At 62.5% G+C, this 23,556-nt stretch carries 21 protein-coding genes and 4 tRNA genes; 11 read left to right on the plus strand and 14 right to left on the minus strand.

Annotated features, from left to right (window positions below; translation table 11 throughout):
* Positions 1 to 55 precede the first annotated feature (55 nt).
* A tRNA-Thr gene (locus tag U5A65_RS19830) sits at positions 56 to 131 on the plus strand.
* Positions 132 to 215: 84 nt separating this feature from the next.
* On the opposite strand, the gene U5A65_RS19835 is transcribed toward U5A65_RS19830, so the two are convergent.
* Together U5A65_RS19835 and U5A65_RS19840 are read right to left on the minus strand one after the other, a co-directional pair.
* Positions 216 to 2,036, minus strand: coding sequence for a tetratricopeptide repeat protein (locus tag U5A65_RS19835; RefSeq protein ID WP_321947069.1), 1,821 nt, complete (start codon positions 2,034 to 2,036; stop codon positions 216 to 218).
* A gap of 148 nt (positions 2,037 to 2,184) precedes the next feature.
* Positions 2,185 to 3,147 carry a LysR family transcriptional regulator gene (locus U5A65_RS19840; RefSeq protein ID WP_321947071.1) on the minus strand — a complete coding sequence of 321 codons (963 nt, stop codon included), beginning with the start codon at positions 3,145 to 3,147 and terminating at the stop codon, positions 2,185 to 2,187.
* A gap of 117 nt (positions 3,148 to 3,264) precedes the next feature.
* On the opposite strand from U5A65_RS19840, the gene U5A65_RS19845 reads away from it, so the two are divergent.
* The 3 genes from U5A65_RS19845 (at position 3,265) to U5A65_RS19855 (ending at position 5,937) form a co-directional block, all read left to right on the plus strand.
* Positions 3,265 to 4,383, plus strand: coding sequence for an aldo/keto reductase (locus U5A65_RS19845; protein WP_321913879.1), 1,119 nt, complete (start codon positions 3,265 to 3,267; stop codon positions 4,381 to 4,383).
* A gap of 536 nt (positions 4,384 to 4,919) precedes the next feature.
* Positions 4,920 to 5,069, plus strand: coding sequence for a hypothetical protein (locus tag U5A65_RS19850; protein ID WP_027795377.1), 150 nt, complete (start codon positions 4,920 to 4,922; stop codon positions 5,067 to 5,069).
* A 277-nt stretch (positions 5,070 to 5,346) separates the two neighbouring features.
* Positions 5,347 to 5,937, plus strand: a complete 591-nt coding sequence (locus U5A65_RS19855) for a chorismate mutase (protein WP_321913880.1) — start codon at positions 5,347 to 5,349, stop codon at positions 5,935 to 5,937.
* 3 nt (positions 5,938 to 5,940) lie between these two features.
* Here the strand turns inward: U5A65_RS19855 and U5A65_RS19860 are convergent, their stop codons facing one another.
* The 3 genes from U5A65_RS19860 to U5A65_RS19870 all read right to left on the minus strand — a co-directional run bounded on the left by U5A65_RS19860 (position 5,941) and on the right by U5A65_RS19870 (position 8,540).
* On the minus strand, positions 5,941 to 7,107 hold the full coding sequence (locus U5A65_RS19860) for an exonuclease domain-containing protein (RefSeq protein ID WP_321947073.1): 1,167 nt from the start codon (positions 7,105 to 7,107) through the stop codon (positions 5,941 to 5,943).
* Between the two features lie 277 nt (positions 7,108 to 7,384).
* A complete protein-coding gene (locus U5A65_RS19865; protein ID WP_028205165.1) occupies positions 7,385 to 7,588 on the minus strand; it encodes a cold-shock protein in 204 nt (67 codons plus the stop codon).
* Positions 7,589 to 8,351: 763 nt separating this feature from the next.
* Positions 8,352 to 8,540 carry a hypothetical protein gene (locus U5A65_RS19870; protein ID WP_321935139.1) on the minus strand — a complete coding sequence of 63 codons (189 nt, stop codon included), beginning with the start codon at positions 8,538 to 8,540 and terminating at the stop codon, positions 8,352 to 8,354.
* Between the two features lie 197 nt (positions 8,541 to 8,737).
* Here U5A65_RS19870 and U5A65_RS19875 point away from each other — a divergent pair, with 197 nt between their 5' ends.
* Positions 8,738 to 9,886, plus strand: a complete 1,149-nt coding sequence (locus U5A65_RS19875) for a porin (RefSeq protein WP_321913883.1) — start codon at positions 8,738 to 8,740, stop codon at positions 9,884 to 9,886.
* A gap of 89 nt (positions 9,887 to 9,975) precedes the next feature.
* On the opposite strand, the gene greB is transcribed toward U5A65_RS19875, so the two are convergent.
* The gene (gene greB / locus U5A65_RS19880) at positions 9,976 to 10,539 is read right to left on the minus strand and encodes a transcription elongation factor GreB (RefSeq protein ID WP_321913884.1); all 564 of its coding nucleotides are present in this window, start codon (positions 10,537 to 10,539) and stop codon (positions 9,976 to 9,978) included.
* Between the two features lie 132 nt (positions 10,540 to 10,671).
* Between greB and U5A65_RS19885 the strand changes: the two genes are divergently transcribed.
* Both U5A65_RS19885 and U5A65_RS19890 read left to right on the plus strand, forming a co-directional pair.
* Positions 10,672 to 10,748: transfer RNA gene (locus tag U5A65_RS19885), tRNA-Arg, on the plus strand.
* A gap of 81 nt (positions 10,749 to 10,829) precedes the next feature.
* Positions 10,830 to 10,906 (plus strand) — tRNA-Arg (locus U5A65_RS19890).
* Positions 10,907 to 10,995: 89 nt separating this feature from the next.
* On the opposite strand, the gene U5A65_RS19895 is transcribed toward U5A65_RS19890, so the two are convergent.
* The 5 genes from U5A65_RS19895 to U5A65_RS19915 form a co-directional block, all read right to left on the minus strand.
* The gene (locus U5A65_RS19895) at positions 10,996 to 11,475 is read right to left on the minus strand and encodes a phage protein NinX family protein (protein ID WP_321913885.1); all 480 of its coding nucleotides are present in this window, start codon (positions 11,473 to 11,475) and stop codon (positions 10,996 to 10,998) included.
* A 206-nt stretch (positions 11,476 to 11,681) separates the two neighbouring features.
* Positions 11,682 to 14,048: a RelA/SpoT family protein gene (locus tag U5A65_RS19900; protein WP_158758377.1), complete on the minus strand. Its 2,367-nt coding sequence runs from the start codon at positions 14,046 to 14,048 to the stop codon at positions 11,682 to 11,684.
* A 110-nt stretch (positions 14,049 to 14,158) separates the two neighbouring features.
* On the minus strand, positions 14,159 to 14,362 hold the full coding sequence (gene rpoZ, locus U5A65_RS19905; RefSeq protein ID WP_006400783.1) for a DNA-directed RNA polymerase subunit omega: 204 nt from the start codon (positions 14,360 to 14,362) through the stop codon (positions 14,159 to 14,161).
* 40 nt (positions 14,363 to 14,402) lie between these two features.
* Positions 14,403 to 15,116 carry a guanylate kinase gene (gene gmk, locus U5A65_RS19910; RefSeq protein ID WP_321913886.1) on the minus strand — a complete coding sequence of 238 codons (714 nt, stop codon included), beginning with the start codon at positions 15,114 to 15,116 and terminating at the stop codon, positions 14,403 to 14,405.
* Between the two features lie 14 nt (positions 15,117 to 15,130).
* The gene (locus U5A65_RS19915) at positions 15,131 to 16,069 is read right to left on the minus strand and encodes a YicC family protein (RefSeq protein WP_321935137.1); all 939 of its coding nucleotides are present in this window, start codon (positions 16,067 to 16,069) and stop codon (positions 15,131 to 15,133) included.
* A gap of 303 nt (positions 16,070 to 16,372) precedes the next feature.
* Between U5A65_RS19915 and rph the strand changes: the two genes are divergently transcribed.
* The 4 genes from rph (at position 16,373) to U5A65_RS19935 (ending at position 19,122) form a co-directional block, all read left to right on the plus strand.
* A complete protein-coding gene (gene rph / locus U5A65_RS19920; protein WP_321947075.1) occupies positions 16,373 to 17,113 on the plus strand; it encodes a ribonuclease PH in 741 nt (246 codons plus the stop codon).
* Positions 17,106 to 17,753, plus strand: a complete 648-nt coding sequence (gene rdgB, locus U5A65_RS19925) for an RdgB/HAM1 family non-canonical purine NTP pyrophosphatase (RefSeq protein ID WP_321947077.1) — start codon at positions 17,106 to 17,108, stop codon at positions 17,751 to 17,753. The genes rph and rdgB overlap by 8 nt, the downstream gene beginning before the upstream one ends.
* Before the next feature lie 44 nt (positions 17,754 to 17,797).
* The gene (gene hemW / locus U5A65_RS19930) at positions 17,798 to 18,967 is read left to right on the plus strand and encodes a radical SAM family heme chaperone HemW (protein ID WP_321947309.1); all 1,170 of its coding nucleotides are present in this window, start codon (positions 17,798 to 17,800) and stop codon (positions 18,965 to 18,967) included.
* A gap of 65 nt (positions 18,968 to 19,032) precedes the next feature.
* Positions 19,033 to 19,122, plus strand: a tRNA-Ser gene (locus tag U5A65_RS19935).
* Positions 19,123 to 19,258: 136 nt separating this feature from the next.
* Here the strand turns inward: U5A65_RS19935 and U5A65_RS19940 are convergent.
* The 3 genes from U5A65_RS19940 to U5A65_RS19950 all read right to left on the minus strand — a co-directional run bounded on the left by U5A65_RS19940 (position 19,259) and on the right by U5A65_RS19950 (position 23,555).
* On the minus strand, positions 19,259 to 19,726 hold the full coding sequence (locus tag U5A65_RS19940; RefSeq protein WP_321947079.1) for a hypothetical protein: 468 nt from the start codon (positions 19,724 to 19,726) through the stop codon (positions 19,259 to 19,261).
* A gap of 514 nt (positions 19,727 to 20,240) precedes the next feature.
* Entirely contained in the window at positions 20,241 to 20,894 is a 654-nt protein-coding gene (locus U5A65_RS19945; RefSeq protein ID WP_321947081.1) for a hypothetical protein, read from the minus strand.
* A gap of 423 nt (positions 20,895 to 21,317) precedes the next feature.
* Entirely contained in the window at positions 21,318 to 23,555 is a 2,238-nt protein-coding gene (locus U5A65_RS19950) for a DUF3631 domain-containing protein (protein ID WP_321947083.1), read from the minus strand.
* Position 23,556 lies beyond the last annotated feature (1 nt).

Genomic DNA, 23,556 nt, shown 5'->3' on the forward strand with positions numbered 1-23,556 from the left:
AAAGGGCTTGCATAGTTCGCGGCGACTTCCTATAATCTTTCTTCTCTGATGTGACGCCGGAATAGCTCAGACGGTAGAGCAGCGCATTCGTAATGCGAAGGTCGGGGGTTCGATTCCTCTTTCCGGCACCAGGATTCAAGCAAAAAGCCCAGTCTTCGGACTGGGCTTTTTGCTTTGTGCACGCTGTCTGCGTGCGGTGCCGAGCAGCGGCTACGTCACGCTTTCGGCGGCAGCGCATCCAGCGCCTCGCCTACCTCCTCGATCACCTCATCCCATCGCCCCAGCTCGCGCTGCCTGAAAAGTCTCGCCGACGGATACCAGGGACTATCGGTGCGCTGCGTCATCCAGCGCCAGTCCGTGCAGGTCGGCAGCAGGATCCACACCGGCACGCCAGCCGCACCGGCAAGATGCGCGACCGAGGTGTCGACGGTGATCACAAGATCAAGCGACTGGACGATGGCGAGCGTGTCCACGAAGTTCGCGATCTCCGGCCCGAGCGGCGTGATGTCGATGTCGTGAGGCAACGCCTCCAGCTCGCTTTGCGCGCCGCCCTTCTGCAGCGAAAACCACGACACGCCACGCCGGGCGAACACAGGCAGCAACGTGTGCAGCGCAAGCGAGCGGTAACGGTCGAATTCGTAGTCGGGGTTCCCAGCCCAGACGAGCCCCACGCCGCGTTGGCGCGCGCCACGATGCGCCCCGCCGGCAACCCGCTCACGCCAATGGCCGACGCACTCAGGCGGCGCGCCCAGATAAGGCATGGCCAGCGGCAGCCTGTCCACCGTCAGTTTCATGGACTCTGGAAAGCGGAACATACGGCTCCAGAAGTCATAGGGACCCGGCGGCAATGTGGTCCAGGCCTTGTTCACTCCACGCGCGCATGCCGCGACGTCGCCAATCGCCTTGTCGACCCAGACATCGACCGTCGCGCCCCGGCGCTGCAGCCAGTCGATGTAGCGCAAGGATTGAAGCTGGTCCCCCAATCCCTGCTCACCGATCAGCAAAAACCGCCGCCCGTTCACGGCTTCACCGGACCACTCCGGAAAGCCAGGACGCACGAGCGTGCTGTTCTGCGGCAAGCGTTCGTGCCAGTGATAGTGCCGCCACCCTCGCTCGAAGTCGCCGTCGCGCAGCATCGTGACGGCGGCGTTGAACTGAACATGTTCGTCGTCGGGAAGCAAGCGCGCCGCCTCTGCAGCGTGATGCCGCATACGCGCATGTTCGCCGAGCATGTTCGACGCGTAGCTCGCGTTGTGATGGAGCTTGCCCCGCGTGGCATCGACGGCAAGGCCCTCCCGCGCGACTTGATACGCGTCGTCGAAGCGATGAAGCTCGTTGAGCCGCAAGGCGAGGCTTTCGAGTGCTGCGGCGTCTGCCGCGAACTCGGTGCGCATCTGCGAGATTTGCGCGATCAGTTCCGCAGGGCGTTCGAGGCGCACGAGGACCGTTAGCAACTCGAGCCCATCTGCTAGCCGCGAGGTCCCCGCTGCGCGTGCGCGACGCAGATATTGCGCAGCCGCTTCCAGGCGTTCGTCTTCGAGATTCAGTCGCGCCAGGCAGCACAATGCGTGATGAAGTGTGGGCGCATAGTCGAGCGCCTTTTCGTAGTGCATGCGCGCTTCCTCGCGGCGCTTCGCCAGCTTGAGCACGTCGGCCAGGTTGCGATGCAAGCTGGCTGTGCCACCGCTGAGCGCTATCGCACGATGGTAGAACGCTTCGGCGGCGACGTGCTCGTTCGCCATGGCCGCGAGCAAGCCGCGATGCTCCCAGAGCTCGGCGCGTTCGGGCGCCACGCCGATTGCGCGTTCCAGATGGTCGCGCGCGAGGTCGCGTTGTCCGTCGCGAAAATACGAGAGCGCCAGACGATGCAACACATGCGCGTTGCGTGGCTCGTGCGCGAGCAGTTCCTGATACGCGAGCAGCGCGTCGCGCGTTCTGCCCGAGTCGAAGTGCTGGTTTGCGAGCGCAAGCGCCGCCTTCGTGCGCGCTTGCTCGTCCGAGGCTTCGGCCGGCGTGGTGGCAGGGTTGCTCATCATAGGATCGCGCCGGCAATGTGGCGCGCGGCGCTGTTACGTTGCTATCTGGAAAAAGGGGAGCGCCGTTCGGCGTCATGAGCCTCACGTGCGAATCTTTTAAAGATAAGCGCGATCTTCACGCGACCGAATCAGACGTATCTGAAAACGGCTACGCGAATCCAGGCGCCACACGCTTCTCGCGCAGGAAGTCGATGAACGCACGCAGTTTGGGCGGCAACTGGGCGCGCCCGGCCGTATACAAATAGAAGCCGGGAAACGATGCGCCCCACGACTCGAGCACCGGCACGAGCCGGCCTTCGTCCAGTGGCGAGCGCACGTAGTCTTCGATCACGTGCAGGAGGCCCACGCCCTGCTCCGCGGCGCGCACCATCGTGCGCAGATCGTTGGTCACGAAGCGGCCCTCGGTGACCACGTCGAATACGCGCCGGGGATCGTCCGGCCGCGCGAACTCCCAGCGGTAGACGCCACCCGTCGCGAAGCGATAGTGCAGGCAATCATGCGCAGCCAGATCCTCGGGGGTAACTGGGCGCGCGTGGCGTTCGAAGTATTGCGGCGAGCCCACCACGACGATGCGTATCGGCCCGCCGATCGGCACCGCCACCATGCCAGGCGCCACTGATTCGCCCAGGCGAATGCCCGCATCGAAGCCCTCGCCCACCAGATCGGCAAAGCCGTCGTCGAGCGCGAGTTCGAGCTTGATCTGCGGATAGCGCATCATGAATTCCGCGAGATGCGGCATGACGAGCAATTCGCTCGCCACGCGTGGCAGGTTGATGCGTAGCGTGCCGGCCGGCGCGTCGCGCGAGGCGTCGAGCGCATCGAACGCCGCTTCGATCTGAGTGAGCGCGGGCTGCACGCGCGCCAGAAACTGCGCGCCCGCCTCGGTCAGCGCGACGCGGCGCGTCGTGCGATTGAAGAGCCTCACGCCGAGTTGCGCTTCGAGCGCCCGCACGGCCTGGGACAGCGCCGAAGTCGAGAAGCCCAGGGCTAACGCCGCGCGAGTGAAGCTGCCGTGCCGTGCGACGGCAGCCACGGCAAGCAGAGCGGGCAAGCGCCCCGCCAGCCCGGACGCGGCGCTCGGCGCTGGCGCCGGATCGGAAAGCGGGCCCATGCCGTCTCCATTGTGAAGCTCAGCTTCACGGTGATTTCAGGTGGACCCGATTTTTCCACAAAAAGGAAAGGCGCAAGATGAGTTCGCGTTCGCCACCCATCCTTTAAGGACACCACCATGAAACTCGATAGCTACACCCTGCTCGGCCGCTCAGGCCTGCGTGTCAGCCCCATCGCCCTCGGCACGATGACGTTCGGCACCGAATGGGGCTGGGGCGCCGACGAAGCTTGCGCACAGCGGCTCTTCGACCTCTATGTCGACGCGGGCGGCAACTTCATCGACACCGCCGACCTGTATACGGAAGGCACAAGCGAAACCTGGGTGGGGCGCTTCGCGGCGGCGCGCGGTCTGCGTGAGCGCCTCGTCATCGCCACCAAGTATTCCTACAACGCGGAATCGGGCAACCCGAACGCCGGCGGCAACCATCGCAAGAACCTGCTGCGAGCGCTCGACGGCTCGCTCAAGCGGCTCGGCACCGACTACATCGATCTCTACTACCTGCACACATGGGACCGCATGACGCCCGCCGACGAAGTAATGCGCGCCATGGACGACGCAGTGCGCGCGGGCAAGATCCGCTACGTGGGTCTCTCCGACGTGCCGGCCTGGTACGCAGGCCGCGCGCAGACGCTGGCCGATTGGCGCGGCTTCGAACCGGTGGCGGCCATGCAGCTCGAATATTCGCTGATCGAGCGCAACGCGGAGCACGAATTCGCCGATTTGGCGACGCAACTCGGCATGGGGCTCGTGCCGTGGAGTCCGCTCGGGATGGGCGTGCTATCGGGAAAATATCGGCCGTCACAGGCTGGCGAAGGTGTGAGCGGTGCGGGCCGCCTGCAGACGGTGGGCGCGAAGCCGCCGCCCGGCTTCGACAAGCTCTCCGCGCGCAACTTCGCGATCGTGGCCGAACTCGAGCGCGTCGCGCACGAGGCCAACCGGCCCATGGCGCAGGTGGCGTTGAACTGGCTCTATCAAAAGCGCGGCGTGGCAAGCATCATCGTCGGCGCAACCAAGGCCGCACAACTCGAAGAATCGCTCGGCTCGCTCGACTTCACGCTCGCCCCCGAACTGGTCGCGCGCCTTGACGCCGCCTCCGAACCCGCACATCCGTTTCCATACTACATGTTCGCGGACGGCCACCAGTCACGCATTCATGGCCAGGTGGACGTACGCGCGACGCCCGCGAACCACGCTCACGTGCAACGCGTGCCGGCGCCGGCGAACGAGCAAACGTAACGAATTATCGGAGTGCATCAATACGCCGCGCTGGAATGCGCGGCGATTTACGTACGTTCGGTCATTAAGTCGCGGCCAAATGACACGGATCAAAGTATTAATCGCCCGATCGGATAGAAACGGACACTTACATAGTTTTAATTCTTATTAACGTTTCGACGTCAACGGCTAAGCATAATCGTCCGTTGTAGATGAATGATGGTGCACGTTGATCCGGCGGGACTGGCGCCGCGCAACACAGGCGCGGCAGGCAGCCCGAGCGAGCGCGGGCTCAGAGCCGGGGGAAGTGCGATTGAGGCGTTGTGCGACCGCAGCAGCCGCTGTGCGCGAGATTCGGCGAATCGAGAACCGAACCCGATTCACGCAGCATGTGCGAGTGTGAAGGACATCTCAACAATTATATTCCCGCGCCGTTAATCATTTGCATCGCTGTGCGAAGAAAGCAACACGCGTGCGAGAAAAGCACTGTTACCGTAAGCGGGACTAGCGCAGTAGAAGTGCCGAGCCGGATAATCGGCTTACATAGGAGAAAGATCATGGACGCCAAACCGCCAAGGATTCCGACCCCGGACCAAGTCTTCAGCCCGGATCCGGAACCGGTGGCCGTTGAGTTTCTCGGCGACGAATTGCCTGCTCACGTGCGGGCTTTTCTGGACGAGCAACGCAAGGCACACGAACAGAAGTGACGGGGAAACGCACACGTTCGCGCTCGCGTGGGGAACGCGCGCAGTAGACGTTCGTGTGCAGATCGACACGCGTAGTACGGGGACGCGCGTGTCATGCTGCGCGCGCGGTTTTGCGCCGTCGCGCGCTGTAGCGATTTGCGTTCGGCATGCTAGATGGAGCGCGCGCGTTCATGCGGCCATCGCGATTCGACTTCTGCGCGCTTCTGCGCTTTTAGACGCAAGCGCACTGTAACCGGCTATGCTTCGGTTTTTATTGCCGGCGTCTTTCTTCCTCTCGATGACATTGCTGACCCGCGCAAGTGCGCGTTGCGTTGCCGCGCTGATCTTCGCCCTGCCGATCGGATCCGCCCACGCCGACGGTGACGACACCGCCCTGACCAACCTCGTCGCGCTTGTTTCTCAGCGGCTGGCGCTCGCCGAGCCGGTTGCACACTGGAAATGGCAACATCACAAGCCGATCACCGATACGCCCCGTGAAGACGCCTTGCTCGCCGACGTGCAAAAGCGCGCCACGGCGGCCGGCGTCGACCCCACGTTCGCGCGTGCGTTTTTCCGCGATCAGATCGATGCCAGCACGCAAATGCAGAAGTCGTTGTTCGACACGTGGCGTGCCTCGCAGGCGCCCAGCGACCCGGCGCCCGATCTCGCTACGGCCACGCGGCCCCAACTCGACAGACTCACCGGGCAATTGATCGGCGCGCTCGCTCGCGTGCAGTCAATGCGCGGCGCACCGGATTGCCCGGCGCGCGTCGCACGTACGGTTGCGAACTGGAAAGAGCTCACCCGCTACGACTCCGCGCGCACGAATGCGATGAATCAGGCGCTGGAGCATGTGTGCGAATCGGGTGGCGTGGGCGGCGTCGCCTAAGGCTCAGGCCGCGCTCGTGAGGCCGTCGGCCTCGGTTGGCTGCAGCACCTGCACACGCAGGCCGCGTTCGAAGTGCGTCTGCAGAATGCGCCAGGTCGAAAGCTCGAACACCCGCTCGGCGCCGTGGTCCACCAACGCCTCAGCCTCGGTCGTGCTCTGAAAGGCACCCATATAGCACCAGCGGTCGATCAGGTGATAAACGTCGCCGCCATTCGTCGAGTCCTGCTCCAGCACGACCACTGCGCCGTCGAACGGCCAGGGCGCCGCCCCAAGGTCGGCGGGATCGCGCTTCGATGCACGCGGCACGCGATTGAACGAGGGCTTGAGCGCTGCGATCCATTGCGCTTCGGCAAGGAGCGCACCAAGCTCGCCGCCTGTTGCACGCCACTCCACCCGGCGCACCTGCTGCGCCATTCGTTGTTCGCGGGAAGAGCGCCGCTCCCCCGAAAGATGCGCGCGCACGCGCTGGCGCACCCGCACGCTGCGGCCCACGTAGAGCGGCACGTCGTCCTCGCCGTAAAACGCATACACGCCATGACCTGCCGGCGCGGTATCGATGAGGTCGTCGGTGATGTCGCCGGCCAGCACGTGACGGCGCGTCGTGCGCTCGATCTGCGCCGCCAGCGCTTCCCCCGGCACCAGCGCCGGCAGGCGCTGCCAGAACTGCCAGAGGAGATCGGCGTCGGCGAGTGCGCGATGGCGATCCGATGGCACGAGTGCATGGCGCTCGACCAGCGCATCGAGCCCGTGGCGCTTCTCACCCGGGAAGAGCGCCCGCGACAGGCGCACGGTGCACAGTACATCGGGGTTGAAGGAATAGCCCGCGCGCTCGAACTCCGCACGCAGGAAGCCTCGGTCGAAGGCCGCGTTGTGCGCGACGAAGAGCTTGCCGGCGAGTCGCCCGTGCAGTTGCGCCGCAATGTCGGCGAAGCGCGGCGCGCCGCGCACCATCTGGTCCGTAATACCGGTGAGCTGCTGGATAAAGGGCGGGATGGGCTGACCGGGATCGACGAGGGTGCTCCATCGTGTCACCTGCCCTTGCGCCACCTCCACCACGCCAACTTCAGTAATCCGGTGCTCGCCTACCGAACCACCAGTCGTCTCGAGGTCTACGAAGACGATGGGAAGGTCGCCGGCGGGCTGTGCGGCGTTCAAGGAGGACTCAAGCATGGTGAAACGACAGGGGAAATGGAAAACGGCCCAAGTATGCACCGTTTGGACGCCACGCGCCGACGGTTCCGACAGCGCAAGTGCAACTTTGGGTATTTAGTGAAAACCCGAATCAGGACAATCGAGAGATCCCAGGGTTTTCCCGATTAAATCTGTTTAAGAAAAGTGGCTACTAATATTGCTCGAATATCAATATGCCAAAAATAAAAAAGCCCCGGGTTTGCCCGGGGCCTGATGTTGCATGAGCGCTCGCACAGCGAGCACTCGCACGCTGCACTTACAGCGGCTGGATGTTCGCGGCCTGCTTGCCCTTCGGACCGACCTTGACGTCGAACGACACACGCTGGTTCTCCTTCAACGACTTGAAGCCGTCGGCGCGGATTTCCGAGAAGTGCGCGAACAGATCGTCGCCGCCGGCGTCAGACGTGATGAAGCCAAAGCCCTTCGCATCATTGAACCATTTGACGATACCGGTTTCCATGTTTCCGTTTCCCTCGAGATTTTAATGGCGCGGGCAATAACCCTCACGCCGTATCCAGCCAATTCCCGCCGTCCCGCTTCAGCGAATTCCACGTTTGAAATTGCAGCGGAACGAAAATCAGCTTTGCCGTTATACGGGGAACGCCAATCGCCAGTCAAGCGAATTTTTTATAACAGCTTTCCCGATTCAACGATAAAAGCGGTACGCATCAAAAAGCTGACAAAAAATCGTATGCGATCCGAATCAATATATAAGAACACGTCATTTTTACGCGATTATCTCGATCACGTCATTTCTACCGGGAAGTTTTCCCGAAGTGTAACAATTCGTGTCAAACGTAAGTGTTTCTCCCGGTTGTTCGAGTAATACATTCAATTCATGATCCATATTGTTAGCGGCATCGGAGGTCATCATGCTGACAACTCTGCGGCGATGGATTCATTGGCTCGTACAAACGGACGGGATTGCACCAACGGCCGAGGAAGCCGAAACCTATGGCGCATGGCACGGGGACCACTGGCACAACCTGCTGTGTTCCCCTATGGACGCCAGGCACTACGTAATGGAAGACTGGAGCCTGCAGTCTGAGCCGCCGCAAGCGGGCACCCAGTAAGCGGTGCGCGTAGCGCGTGGCCTGAAGACGGGCAAAAAAAAGCGCGGCTGAAAAGGCCGCGCCGACAAAGGTTTGGAGATCTTTTTCGTCAACGAAAAAGTCTGCTTCGGAAAGCAGCGATTGAAGTATAGCCGGACCCACGTCTGACGATTAAGCATACGGCGCACAATCATCTGTTACGCCAGACGCAATAATCAGTTCTGATTGATTTAAACCGTTTTCTGCAATCAATTGTTGTAGCGATCGCACAACGCTCGCGCGGTTGACAGTTTCACCCTCCTTCCGGGAAATCCGCTCAAAGCCTTTACCAGCAGGGCTTAAGGCGAGCGCGATAATCATTTCCGATAGCGCAATACTTTATTGCGGAATTCGGAATACCCCCTCTCCGAGCACCCTCTCTACACTCTGCCTGTCTGGAAACCGACTGGCACGGATTAATTCGTACCACGCGAACTTTGCCTCTCGCTGCGCTTCGCATGGGCGGTTTCCCAAACAGGGTTCAACGAAACCCACCTCTGTTCTCGGAGTTTACAAAGATGAAAAAGACTCTCATGGTCGCCGCCCTGACGGGCGTTTTTGCAACGGCTGCACACGCGCAAAGCAGCGTTACGCTGTACGGCCTGATCGACGCAGGCATCACCTACGCAAACAACTCCGGCGGCCACAGCCTCTGGAAGGCATCGAGCGGCACGGTCAACGGCAGCCGTTGGGGCCTGCGCGGTTCTGAAGATCTCGGTGGCGGTCTGCACGCGATCTTCACGTTGGAGAACGGCTTCAACATCATGAACGGCAACTCCGGCCAGTCGAGCCGCATGTTCGGCCGTCAAGCGTTTGTCGGTCTGGCAAGCGACCAGTACGGTGCCGTCACCCTCGGTCGTCAGTACGACTCCGTGGTCGACTACCTCGCACCGCTGTCGAACACCGGCACGCAATACGGCGGCACGATCGCTGCGCACCCGTTCGATAACGACAACCTGAACAACTCGATCCGTTTCAACAACACGGTCAAGTACTCGAGCGTCAACTACGCTGGCTTCAAGTTCGGCGGCACGTACTCGTTCTCGAACAGCACCGAATTCGCGAACAACCGCGCATACAGCGTCGGCGCATCGTACAACTGGGGCGGCCTGAACGTTGCTGCTGGCTACCTGCACCTGAACAACGACGTCAACAACCTGCAAAACCTCGCCAGCAACTCGGGCGCGCAAACGGGTGAGTGGACGTTCGCTGCAGGCCGTCAAAGCACGTTCGGCGGTGGCATCAACTACACGTTCGGCCCGGCAACGGCTGGCTTCGTGTACACGCAAACGCAACTGGGCAACGCAGTCGCCATCTCGGGCACGCAAGCTGGCCGGTCGAGCAACATCGGCCTCGGCGGCAACAGCGCCCGCTTCCAGAACTTCGAAGGCAATGTCCGTTACGCTCTGACCCCGGCACTGAGCCTGGCTGGCGCGTACACGTACACCCGCGCGAACTTCGGCGGCGGCGAGAACCCGAACTACAACACGGTCGCACTGCAGTCGGACTACGCACTGTCGAAGCGCACCGACGTCTACCTGCAAGGCGACTGGCAGCACGTGTCGTCGAACCCGCAAGGTATCGGCGCTTACCTGAACGGTCTGGGTTCGGCTTCGACCCGTCAAGACCAGGTCGCTGTGACGGTTGGTATGCGTCACCGCTTCTAAGCGGCACGCTGCTGGCCGCTTCGGCCAGCACTGCAGCAAAAAAGGCACCTTCGGGTGCCTTTTTTTATCTGCGCTGCGAAAGGTCGAATTCAGGCGCGCGGCGGCGGATAGCGCACGTCCAGCACGTCGATCGGCTCCGGCCCCGCCGGCGTGTACAGCGTCACCTGATCGCCGATCTTCGCCTTCAGGAGCGCCCGCGCGATAGGCGAAATCCAGCTCACGTGGCCCTGATCGAGATCGACCTCGTCGATACCGACAATCGTGATCGTATGCGCCTCGCCGTCCTCGGTGCCGTACTCGACGGTCGCCCCGAAGAACACCTGGTCCACACTCTCCTGCCGGCTACTGTCCACGACTTCGGCCAGATCCAGCCGCTTCGTGAGAAAGCGGATGCGGCGGTCGATTTCCCGCAACCGGCGCTTGCCGTAGATGTAGTCGCCGTTTTCGGAACGGTCGCCGTTCGAGGCGGCCCACGAGACGAGCTTGACCACTTCGGGCCGATCCTCGTCTATCAGGTGCAGCAACTCGCTGCGCATGCGCTCATAGCCGGCGGGCGTAATGTAGTTCTTCGTGCCGGCGGGAATCTCGGGGTGACCGGCTTCGAGATCGTCGTCGTCGTTGTCGGTCGATTCTTTGACAAAGGCCTTGTTCATGATGGGATCACTACGTACGTGTACTGGCTCACTCAACTCACTACTGCCAGCGTACACGAACCTCGCCCCAAGACAAATCGCGATAAGGGTCTTCCCTTTTTTCGAACCCCTGCTATAATCTCACTTCTGCGTGCGGCTGTAGCTCAGTTGGATAGAGTACTTGGCTACGAACCAAGGGGTCGTGGGTTCGAATCCTGCCAGCCGCGCCACTTATTCGAAATGTTCCCTGTCAATTTGATCCTGGAACACTTTCAAGCAGTATCGTGTTGTAAGTAGTATCGTTTTAGCGTGCGGCTGTAGCTCAGTTGGATAGAGTACTTGGCTACGAACCAAGGGGTCGTGGGTTCGAATCCTGCCAGCCGCGCCACCATTCGAAGGGCCTTTCCGAACGGAAAGGCCCTTTGTCTTTTCAGCTGCAGAATCGGGTATGTCTGCCGTCTCGCGCGATGCACGCCCCTAGCGCGGCGGCGTACCGATGTCGCCGATTTGCGCGTCGGGTCGCGGCAGGTCCTCCACATCGCCAATCGCGGTGGGCTCCGCTACGGGCTCCATGCCCATGCCCAGCAATGCCTGGGGCTGTCGCAGCATCTCCCCTACCGTCTCACCAAAGCGGCTTGCGACAAACGCCCGCAGCAACGCCTCACGCGTGGTTTCTCCGTGGGCTTTCACGGCGCCCGCCCCACTCTCGAACTCCGCCACACAGGAAGCCGGCTCGCCTTCGCGAAGCTCCACGCGCTTTGCGCGATCCAGCACCACGCCGGCCGCCTCCCACGAATCGGTCGGCATGAAGCGGCCATCCCATGGACGCCCGCGGTCGTTGCCGCGCACGGCGACTGTCTCGCCACTGTCGGTGAAATAGATTTCGCGTACGAAGTCCGGCAGACTGCGCGCCACCCAATAATCGAGCGCGAGGCCGGTCAGTTCAGCTACGTTCATTTCGAGTCCCTCGTTTCGGGTCGAAGGAAGATGGCGGCATGACCGGCAAGCCCGGCCAGGTTGCCGCAGCGATGCGGCATGAGATAACGGTAGATTACCGCGCGAGGCGCTCGGTGGGAGTGGTTCGTGGCACGTAACGGCACATCGTGATGCGACGCGCCAGCGCGACGCGCCCCGAGCTCTCCGCCCGGAGCTACGCGCCCCGATCAATAATCCGCGCGCTCTCGTTCGATGCGCATGCCGCCGTCGTGGCGGTGGTGCCCGTCGTCGCTCGAACGCTCGCGCGCAATGCGCATCACGTCCGGATTCGTGCGCACACGGCGCATGACGTTCGCGAGGTGCACGCGGTCGCTCACCTGGATCACGAAACGCAACATGTTCGATTCCTGCGCCAGATCGTCGTCCATCGCGATGTGCACGATGTTGGCATCCGCCGAGGTAATGTCGGCCGCCACCCGGGCGAACACGCCCTTGGTGTTCTTCACGAGCACCTTCACCGCGACGTCGAACAGACGCCCCGGCTGCGGCGCCCATGCCACGTCGATCCAGCGGCCCGGATCGCGCCGGTGGATACGTTGCGCGACGCGGCAGTCGGTCGTATGGATCGCCATACCGAGACCGATGCCGATATAGCCCATGATGTCGTCGCCAGGGATCGGGCGGCAGCAAGCCGAAAGCTGCACCGACATGCCTTCGGTGCCCGTGATGACAACAGGCGGCGCCGGCGGCGCATTCGGGTCGCGCGGCGGATGATGATGCTCGGCGTCGTCGGCATCCTGGCCGCTCATCAGCACTTCGATGCGCTTGGCCATGACCGCGGCCACGCGCCGGCCAAGACCGATGTCCGCGAAAATTTCCTGGCGGTTCTTGTTGCCGGTCCACTGCACCAGCTTTTCCCACACCTCGGGCGTGACTTCCGAAAGCTGGTAGCCATAGCCCTTGAGCGCCTGATCGACAAGCCGCTCGCCAAGCTGCACCGACTCCGTGAGCCGCATCGTCTTCAGATAGTGCCGGATCGCCGAACGCGCTTTGCCGGTGCGCACAAAGCCGAGCCACGCCGGATTCGGCTTGGAGTACGGCGCGGTGATCACCTCGACGATGTCGCCACTCTTCAGTTCAGTACGCAGCGGCAGCAGCTCGTTGTTGATCTTCACGGCCACGCACTGGTTGCCGAGGTCGCTGTGGATCGAATATGCGAAGTCGAGCGCCGTGGCGCCGCGCGGCAGTGCCATGATCTTCGACTTCGGCGTGAACACGTACACGGCGTCCGGGAACAGGTCGATCTTGACGTGTTCGAGGAATTCGCTCGAGTCGCCGACTTCGCTCTGGATGTCGAGCAGCGACTTAAGCCACTGGTGCGCGCGCTTTTGCACGTCGTTGAGATCCGCGCCGCCGTTTTTGTAGAGCCAATGCGCGGCCACGCCTGCCTCGGCGATTTCGTGCATCTTGCGCGTGCGGACCTGGAACTCGATGGGCGCGCCGAAGGGCCCCACGAGCGTGGTATGCAGGGACTGATAGCCGTTCACCTTGGGAATGGCGATGTAGTCCTTGAACTTGCCCGGAACCGGCTTGTAAAGCGCATGGAGCGCGCCGATGCAGGTGTAGCATTCCAGCGCCGACTCGACCACGACGCGAAAGCCGTACACGTCGAGCACCTGCGAGAACGACAATTGTTTGTCGCGCATCTTCTTGTAGATGCTGAAGATGGTTTTCTCGCGGCCCGTGACTTCGGCGTCGAGCTTGGCGTCGGCAATTGCCCGCTGCACCGCTTCCAGAATCTTGCTCACCACTTCGCGGCGATTGCCGCGCGCGGCCTTCACCGCCTTCTCGAGCGTGGCGTAGCGATTCGGGTTGAAGTTCGCGAAGCTCAGGTCCTGCAGTTCGCGATAGGTGTTGTTCAGACCAAGACGGTGCGCGATGGGCGCGTAGATGTCGATGGTCTCGCGCGCCACGCGGCGGCGCTTTTCGGGCGGCACCGCGCCGAGCGTGCGCATGTTGTGCAGCCGGTCGGCGAGTTTCACCAGAATCACGCGCACGTCGCGCGCCATCGCGAGCAGCATCTTGCGGAAGTTTTCCGCCTGCGCTTCCTCGCGGTTGCGAAACTCCATCTTGTCGAGTTTCGACAGGCCGTCGACCAGTTCCGCGACCTTCGCGCCGAAGCGCTCGGCGAGTTCCGCCTTGGTCACGCCCTGGTCTTCCATCACGTCGTGCAGGAGCGCGGCCATGATGGACTGCGCGTCGAGCTTCCAGCCGGCGCAGATTTCCGCGACGGCGACGGGATGGGTGATATAGGGTTCGCCGCTCTGGCGATATTGCCCGAGGTGGGCTTCATCGCTGAAGTGGAACGCCGCCTTGACCTCCTTGATTTCCTCGGGGGTGAGGTAACCGGAGAGCGCGGCGGTCAGATTGGCGATGGAGACGACCCCGTGCTTGCGGGGCTGCTCCGGCGTCGCGGTCGGCCCGAACAGATGGCGAAACGACTGTTCGAGGACCGCGTCGATGTAATTGCGCGCAGGGCTCGCTGTCTCCGCTTCCTGGTCCACGTCGGTGGCCGGCGAGGGCGTGGTGCTCATGTTCCCCTCCGTATCAGGTTTGGCGTTGACGGTTAAAGCCGGTTAATGCAACTACGGCAACTGCGCGCGGTACGAACTACATGCCTGGCGGAATGCCTGCGAACGCGCCCTTAGACGGGCACCTTCTTCAGCATTTCGAGGCCGACCTGGCCAGCCGCGATCTCGCGCAGCGCGACAACGGTTGGCTTGTCGCGGCTTTCAATCTTCGGCGTGTGACCTTGTGCGAGCTGGCGAGCGCGATAAGTCGCGGCGAGCGCCAGTTCGAAGCGGTTCGGAATCTGTTTCAGACAGTCTTCGACGGTGATGCGGGCCATGTCGGGTTCCTTCTCATTCTCAGCAGGTTCTTATTCTACCTTATGTGCCCGATGCGCCGGGCTGCGGGTGGTGGATACCGAGCTGCACGAACAGCTCGGTATGCCGCGCGTATTGCGAAGCGAAGCGCAAGCGCGTGGCGCTCACGATATTGCGCAGCTCCTGCAACGCGCGATCGAAGTTCTCGTTGATCACGACGTACTCCGATTCGCTCGCGTGTGCGATCTCGCTGCCCGCTGCAAGCAGGCGTCGCGTGATGACATTCGGCTCGTCTTCGCCGCGCTTTTTCAGGCGGTCGGCGAGCGCTTCGAGCGACGGCGGCAGGATGAAAATTTCCACGGCATTGCGGAACTGCTTCTTCACCTGCTGCGCGCCTTGCCAGTCGATTTCGAGCAGGACGTCATGGCCGATTTTCATCTGGTCTTCGATCCACACGCGCGACGTGGCGTAGTAGTTGCCATGCACTTCAGCGCTCTCGAGAAACTCGCCCGCGGCGTGGCGCGTGAGAAAGTCGTCGACGGACGTGAAGTGGTAGTGCTCGCCGTCGCGTTCCTTCGAACGCGGCGCGCGCGTCGTGTACGAAACCGACAGGCGGATCGCGCTGTCTTCGGCGAGCAGCGCGTTCACGAGCGTCGACTTGCCCGCACCCGACGGCGCCACCACCATGAAGAGGTTGCCGGGGTACATGCCCGCATACGGATTGCGCTTCTTGTCGTGCTTCGCGTCCGCTTTGGGGGCGCTACTTTGGTCGGTCATGTTCGTTGCTTCCTTCATTCGAGATTCTGGACCTGCTCGCGCATCTGCTCGATGAGCAGCTTGAGCGTCATCGAGGCGTCTGCGAGTTCTTTCGCCGCCGCCTTCGAGCCGAGCGTGTTCGCTTCGCGGTTGAGCTCCTGCATCATGAAGTCGAGGCGCTTGCCGACGCGGCCGCCCTTCTCGATCACGTGCCGCGTTTCGTTCAGGTGCGCCGTGAGGCGCGAGAGCTCTTCGGCGATGTCGATGCGAATGCCGTACATCGTCACTTCCTGGCGAATGCGCTCGGCAATTTCTTCGCGCGAAATATTGCCGATGCTGCCGCCGTTGCCATTGCTGTCCGGCGCGGCAATGCCGAGCGCTTCCTGCAGACGCTCGACGATCTTCTGCTGGTGCTTCGCGATCAGCTCCGGCACGAGCGGCGTGATGCGAGCGACGATCGCCTCCATTTCGGTGACGTTTGCCAGCAGCATGTTGGCGAGCTGCGCGCCTTCGCGAGCGCGCACTTCGATCAGATCGGCGATGGCCTGCTTGCCGCAGCCGAGCACGGCGTCGCGCAGGACTTCGGCCGCCACGCCGCTTTCCGCCAGCACGCCGGGCCAGCGCAGGATTTCACCCGTGCGCAGACGGCCCGACTCGGGAAACGCTTCGAGCACGGCGCGCTCGAGTCCGGCGAGCTGATCGAGCGCGTCGCGGTTGAGCGTGCCCGCATTGGCGCCTTGCTCGCTCTTCTGGATGTTGATGCGGATGTCGACCTTGCCGCGCGAGAGCTTCGTCATCAGCATTTCGCGCAGCGTGGGCTCGCACACGCGCACGTCTTCGGGCATGCGGAAGTTCAGGTCGAGAAAGCGCGAATTCACCGTGCGCAATTCGACGGAGACACTGGCGCCGCCCGTGCCCGATGCCGCAGCAAGCTCGCGCGTGGCGCTGGCATAGCCGGTCATGCTGTAAATCATGGTTCGTCTCGCGAAGAAAGCCGTGACGTCGTGCGCAAGGCGCTCGGGTCACGGCGGAGGAATCGAGGCGCCCGGCGTGTTGTCGCGATTGGACGAAAAGCGCGGGGCGGAGAATCCACATTATCCCATTTTTGAGGGCGCGCCTTCGCAAGCGCGGGCGGCATGGCGCGCCTCGCTCAGGCGGCCCCCTTTTTCCCCTCCCGGCGCCTCCTCGCCACCTTCGGGCGGCGTCCATCGCGAGGCGCGCTTAGGCGGTAAAATCATGGTTTCCCCTTCCCGCTCGTGCCCTCGCGCACCCTCACGATGACCCAATCCAACCAGCGCCCCTCCGGCCGCGCCGCCAACCAGCTTCGCGAAGTCCGCATCACCCGCAACTACACGAAGTACGCCGAAGGATCGGTCCTCGTCGAGTTCGGCGACACGAAGGTGCTGTGCACCGCGAGCGTGTCCGAAAGCGTGCCGCCGTTCCTGCGCGACAAGGGCCAGGGCTGGCTCACCGCCGAGTACGGCATGCTGCCGCGCGCCACGCACACGCGCAGCGACCGCGAAGCCGCGCGCGGCAAGCAAACGGGCCGCACGCAGGAAATCCAGCGCCTGATCGGCCGCGCCATGCGTGCGGTGTTCGACCTCGAGGCGCTCGGTGCACGCACCATCAACCTTGACTGCGACGTGCTGCAAGCCGATGGCGGCACGCGCACCGCGAGTATCACGGGCGCGTTCGTGGCCGCCCACGACGCCGTCTCGAAGCTGCTGGCCACCGGCCGCCTGGAGCGCTCGCCGATCACCGACTACGTGGCCGCGATTTCGGTCGGCGTGTACGAAGGCGTGCCGGTGCTCGATCTCGACTATGACGAAGATTCGCAATGCGACACCGACATGAACGTCGTCATGACGGGCTCGGGCGGCATGGTCGAAGTCCAGGGCACGGCGGAAGGCGCGCCGTTCTCGCGTGAAGAGCTGAACGCGCTGCTCGACCTGGCGCAAAGCGGCATCCGCTCGCTGATCGAGAAGCAGAAGGCGGCGCTGGAGAGCTCGCATGGCTGATTTGCAGCCCGATTCAGCGGCTAAAACCGCGGCTCACGCGCTCGCGCGTGTCGTGCTCGCCTCGAACAACGCGGGCAAGCTGCGCGAATTCGCGGCACTGCTCGGTGCGGCCGGCATCGAACTCGTGCCGCAAGGCGCGCTCAACGTGCCCGAAGCCGAGGAGCCGCATCCGACCTTCGTGGAGAACGCGCTCGCCAAGGCGCGCCACGCGGCGAAGCTCACGGGCCTGCCCGCGCTCGCCGACGACTCGGGCCTGTGCGTGCGCGCGCTGCGCGGCGCGCCGGGCGTGTATTCGGCGCGCTATGCGCAGCTAGCGGGCGGCGAAAAGAGCGACGCGGCGAACAATGCGCTGCTCGTCGCGAACCTGAAGGATCACGCGGATCGCCGCGGCTACTACTACTGCGTCCTCGCACTCGTGCGCCACGCCGACGACCCCGAGCCGCTCATCGCCGAAGGCCGCTGGCACGGCGTGGTGCTCGACACGCCGCGCGGCGACAACGGCTTCGGCTACGACCCCTACTTCTACGTTCCCGAGCTGGAAGCCACCGCCGCCGAACTCGATCCGGCGCTCAAGAACGCGTCGAGCCATCGCGCAGTCGCCCTGCGCCAACTGCTCGCGCGACTGCAGGAGGAAGCGTGAGCCAGCAGCATCGAATCGGCATCGACGTGGTGCAGTCGTTCACGATGCCTGGCAGCGTTCGCCTCACTTCGCTGCCGCCGCTCGCGCTCTACGTGCATTTCCCGTGGTGCGTGCGCAAGTGCCCGTATTGCGATTTCAACTCGCATGAATGGAAGGGCGAGCGCTTCCCCGAAGACGACTACCTCGACGCGCTGCGCGCCGATCTCGAACAGGCGTTGCCGCTCGTCTGGGGCCGCCAGGTGCATACGGTGTTCATCGGCGGGGGGACGCCCAGCCTGCTTTCCGCAGCGGGTCTCGATCGGCTGCTTTCGGATGTGCGCGCCCTGCTGCCACTCGACGCCGACGCGGAAATCACGCTCGAAGCGAATCCCGGTACGTTCGAAGCCGCGAAGTTCGCGCAGTTTCGCGCGAGCGGCGTGAACCGGCTCTCGGTGGGCATCCAGAGCTTCAACGAGGCGCATCTGAAAGCGCTCGGGCGTATTCACGACGCGGCGCAGGCTCGACATGCGGTCGAGGTCGCGGCGAATACTTTCGACAACTTCAACCTCGACCTGATGTTCGCCTTGCCGCAGCAAACGCTCGCCGAATGCCAGGCCGACATCGAGACGGCGCTCTCGTTCAAGCCGCCGCATCTGTCGCTGTATCACCTGACGCTCGAACCGAACACGCTGTTCGCGAAGTTCCCGCCTGCCTTGCCCGACGACGACCAGTCCGCCGACATGCAGGACTGGATTCACGAGCGCACATCGGGCGCGGGATACGGACGCTACGAGGTTTCGGCGTACGCCCAGCCCGATCGCCAGTGCCGGCATAACCTCAACTACTGGCGTTTCGGCGACTATCTCGGGATTGGCGCGGGCGCACACACGAAGCTCTCGTTTCCGAACCGCATCGTGCGTCAGGCGCGCTACAAGCATCCGGCGACCTTTATCGAGCAGGCGCGCGCGGGCACGCCGGTGCAGGAAGAGCACGAAGTGAACGCACGCGACTTGCCGTTCGAATTCATGCTCAATGCGCTGCGGCTCGTGGAAGGGTTCCCGGTGCATCGCTTCATCGAGCGCACGGGCCTGCCGATCACGACGATCGAACCGGCGCTGCAGGAAGCCGAGCGGCGCGGGCTCATCACGCGCGATTACGAAAAAATCGCGCCGACCGAACTGGGACAGCGCTTCCTGAACGACTTGCAGGCGCTGTTCCTGAAGGACCCGCAATAAGGTCGACCTGGATCGACTGGGCGAGTGCCGCCGCGCTTGCGTTTCGGGTTACAATGCGCGGCTCCGGAGGTGTGGCAGAGTGGTTGAATGCACCGGTCTTGAAAACCGGCGAAGGGGTAACCCTTCCGTGAGTTCGAATCTCACCGCCTCCGCCAGCCCCAACCACCCGACAAGGGTTTGCGGGCGATACTGAAAAAATCCCATACTTTCACCCACACTTCAGAGTACGGCATTGCTCGCCGCACTACTGACCCAATTGCCTTGGCCGGTCAATCGCGGCCCCCTTCCAGATCAATCCGGATTTCTCGGCTTCCGCTTTATAGAAGACGCAGGCGGCAGTCGGAACCCGCCGAGGCGCCCTCGTTGATTGATCTCTGCGTTGGCTACGCTGATCGCGGTGTGCCCCACCCAGTGTTTTTTTTCTTCATCACGAAGGGCGGCCAGCCGGTCGGCAGCCTCGCGTTGCAAGGACAAAGCACGTTGCCGGACATCGTCGCCGGGCCAACCCATGGCCGCGCCGAGCGTTTCGAGCCCACCCGCGAGCCAGGCACATTCGAGCGCGTGCGCAAGTGCCGGACTCAGGCGGGCATGCTTGCCCATGACGGGCGAAGTCCACCACACTGCGGCGAGTTCAGGAATGCGGCGCCTGAAACCAGGTAGCTCGCGCCTCTGGCGCATGAACTCGGCCAGTTCAGGGACATAGTAAGAAACCTGACCGTGCTTCTTGACACGCCGCACCCGTGATCCCGTGAGCCTCATATATCACCCGTTCGCATAAGTGTCGTCTTCGCGGCGCCCCGCAGCGCACGCGGTCACAAGGATGCCCATTGCGCCGCCCTATGGTCGCAGGTGCAGGTCTGTCGTGCAATCCGATAGCCCCACATCTCGGTAGTGATCCGTGCCACTGTCGAGCCTGCAAGCGAGCCGCGTCGAAACGATTGGCGGGGCTTTCGCGAGATTGCCTTTCAGCGCGAGTGCGGAAAACGCGTAAACGTGTGCGTCAAAAACTATCGAGCACTCGATCGGCGGCGGCCCGAATAGCGGCCATCGCAGACAGCGCAACTCGAAGGAAGAAACGATCTTAGAACCGTTCGTGTCAGGCAGTGATCGGCCACAAGCGGTCGGTCGCCGTAGCAACGAATATGGTCAATCGGGCCCATGCGCGGCGCGCCATAACGGAATTCCAGCCGCACGGTGAAGCGTTGATTTCGGGCCTGTCAATGAATCGGTTTTGCGGGGCCTCAACGAGGCATGTCCGCGCCAATGGCGCACTTCAATCCGGTGCGAATGTAAAGTCCGCCTCAACCTGCCCCCCTTCATCCGAAATGATCGTCGTTTCCGGTGAAAATGGTTCGACCTTCGAGCATGTAAGCCACGCTTCCTTGCCACGAGAATCTTGGGTTGGCTTGCGACGACATACCGAGGTGGATTTTGTGCTCTGCCTTCCGTCCGGCCTGAAAACGACGACTGCACTTTGACCATCCGGTCTCGCACCTTGAGCCGCATCGAAGACAGTGCGGAGAAGTGCCAATGATCGCCAATTGCAGCGCCCTGGCAAATAGCGATCCAGAAAAAAGCGTACCGAATACTCTGTCTGCCCGGCGGGAACACGGAGCCAATCAATGACTTCCTGGGAAGTATCTGGCGCACCCATCACACGACCAGCAATCGTTTGTGTCTGACATTGCTTCTCCTGCGTCGTGTAGGTAAGCGCGAACCACAACTCGAGATTGGAGTCCTTCCGTCCTTCAATGACGACGGGCCTTTGCGGGGATGGATTGAGTGTCGGCTTATCAAATAGCCGATTCTGCTCGGCCTCTTCATGGGCGTGGAACTCTATTTCGGCCGGCTCAGCGCGTACAACAAAGGCTTGTCCGACGAGTCCCCAGAGAACCGCTGTGCCCATCACCACGTGCAGTAGCTTCATTGCCGTCCTCATCCCCGATTTTACTGTCCGTCGAACGCAAACGAACTTGATGCGGCGATGATATGCCACTAACGCAGCACACGTGCCGCCACCGATTTCGACGTAACTCAGGCGTTGAGTGACTGCTATCGGGGACCGGATCCTACATGGGCAGAAGACCGTAACGGGTCGACAACGGTCCGCGAAGGTGCGGCGTACTCGTTTACATGAGGCGTGGCCGCCATCAAGCCCGCCATCGCGCCTCCGATTGATTGCTCGGCAGGGCCCCTTTTCTAGCTCTACTAACCTACTGACCTTATTCCATAAGGCTTTGCGGCCATTTTTGACTCTACCGGCACACTCCAGGTAGGGTTAAGAATTCGGCCGAAACCTATGCCAGATAAGGTTTGTAGAGTAGTAGAGTTAGAAGCCTTGCAGAATAGGCTAAACGCTCAAGTAGCGTTTGAACACATCATCAAACTGGCTCAGATAGTAGCCATTGCGATTCTCTCCGGCGATCTTTATCTGATGGCTCGCCACCTTATACTCAGACAACAGTGTCGAAAGGTTTCTTACAGAAAGTCCACGCCCTCTGCCCCATTCGTTCCAGGGCGATTCCTCCAGATCGCGCAAGGCGCTAACGAGTTCGTGCGAGTGGAGACGGTCAGTGTTTTTTCGGGCATACACCTCGCGGATATCGTTCATCAGTTGTGTACCCGTGCTTATGGCTTGCTCGCCGCTCGTGTCGCACAGCTTGAGCGCGGCCTGGCGTGCGTACTGTGGCCAACGTCCCCCTGCAACGTCGGCAACGCACAGCAGGCTCTCCCAGTTGTCGCCGTCTCTGTCGCCCAGCGCTTCGGGAATGTCCGGGTCCGCCTCGCGAATCGCTTGGATGTTGTCGTCACGCCAGCGTGCAAGCATGGCGCGCAACATCTCGAACAGGCCGGGTTCAGCGCGCCGCAGTTTGTCCGCCCTTTCATCCTTGAGCTTCTTTCGAAGCGTCGCGACGATGCTGCGACTCGTGATCGTCTCCGCGAGTCGGTGCGCGTTAATGCCGCTCAGAGCCTTGAATCCGAACGTCGCGAAGCGACGCGGTTCCCACTCATCGCCCACGGGCACAGAGCGCCATACATAAGCGCTATCGCGCGTATGCCCGGAATTGAGCAAGCCGCGCAATTCTTCGGCCTCTCGGGTCAGTACCGTCTCGATCTCATCTATCAACAGAGTCGGGGTGTACTTTTCGACCATGCGGAACAGGGCAGATGGCGAGATGCCCGCCGCTATCGCGGGGCGCGGGACGAGCCGACCGGCCACGGTTAGCAGTTGCGTCTTGCCGCACGCCTTTTCGGGCGCGTCGATCAGCAGGATGGGCGCGACGTGGAGCACTTCAGCGAACCACGTCGTCACGACCCACAAGGCTACGGCCGCAATTGTTTCCGAGTCGGCCACGACAAATCGTCGGATAACCTTGGCAATTTCGTTGAGCATGGCCTCGCCGTTGACGGGTTCAGCGTGCGGCTCCACGTCCTCGAACGGCTTTGCTTTTGCCTCCTCGGCCTCGTCGCGTGCGGCCTTCACGAGCTTGTCCAGCAGCGACGGACGGATGCCAAGTCGCTCCGCCGCGTCGGCGCGTGAGCGTTCGTATTCAATAGCTGTGAACTTCGCGAGCCGCGCAATGTTCTGTGCGTCGCTCTCGTCGGTCGGAGCTTTGGCAGTATCGGGTTTCGCATGCGCCACGAGTGCTGATTCGAGTTGGGCGCGTACAACGTCGAGCCCGTGCGCCTGATGTAGATCGTTAAAGTCCGTCTGGTCTTCGAGGCGCGCGACGCCGAAGTCTGGAAACGCGAAATACCCGTTCACAGCCTTCGCCGCCTTCTCGGCGTCAGACTGACCGTTGCCCAGGTCGCCCGCCACTAGTAGCGCGGCGCCATGGTGTTGCGCGCGCAACGATTTCGCAACCTTTAGCAGTTGACCGCACGAGAGCGCTGCCACGGTCGGCAAAGCGGTGGCCTCGTGGATCGACAAAGCGGTCGCGACACCTTCCGCAATCACGATACGCGCGGCATCAGGGGGGAGCGGCACGACAGCCCAGAATCCGCCCGCTTTTGTGCCGTTCGCGAGTGCCGACTTGTTGCCCACCTCGTCAATCAGTTCGACGGTCGCGAGCTTGCCCTCTACATACACCGGTACGACGAGCAGGCGGCCCCGTAGCGACTCACCGTTCACCTTCGGCGCGTAGCCCGCCAGCGCCTTCACCTTTTCACTATCGATCTCGCGCAGCGCATCGACGGCACGCACGCCTTTACGCAGTAGGTAGGGATGGTCGCTGCGTGCGGGTGTAGCCTTCGCCAGGATCGCGACCGCCTTCGTTGCCGCGTCCTTGGCACGCATCTCGCGCGTCGCGTCTTGACGCTTCCGATTGGCTTCGGGCAGCGGCACGACGCGCGGGATATTGCGCGAATCGAAACCCATCCCCCTTAGCACGTCGCGAAAATCACACCCGGCGTGGCAGTGCAAGAGCACTTCTCCGTCAGACTTCGCACTTATCGACAGCGACGGGTCACGGTCATCATGCGCGGGGCAGCACGCGACCCACTGATTGGGACCGGTCTGGCGAACGCCATCCAGGCGGTCGAGAATTTCGCCCGCGCGGATCTTTGTGGGAAAATCATGCTCTGACATA

Source organism: Paraburkholderia sp. J10-1 (assembly GCF_905220165.1).
Taxonomy (GTDB): Bacteria; Pseudomonadota; Gammaproteobacteria; order Burkholderiales; family Burkholderiaceae; genus Paraburkholderia.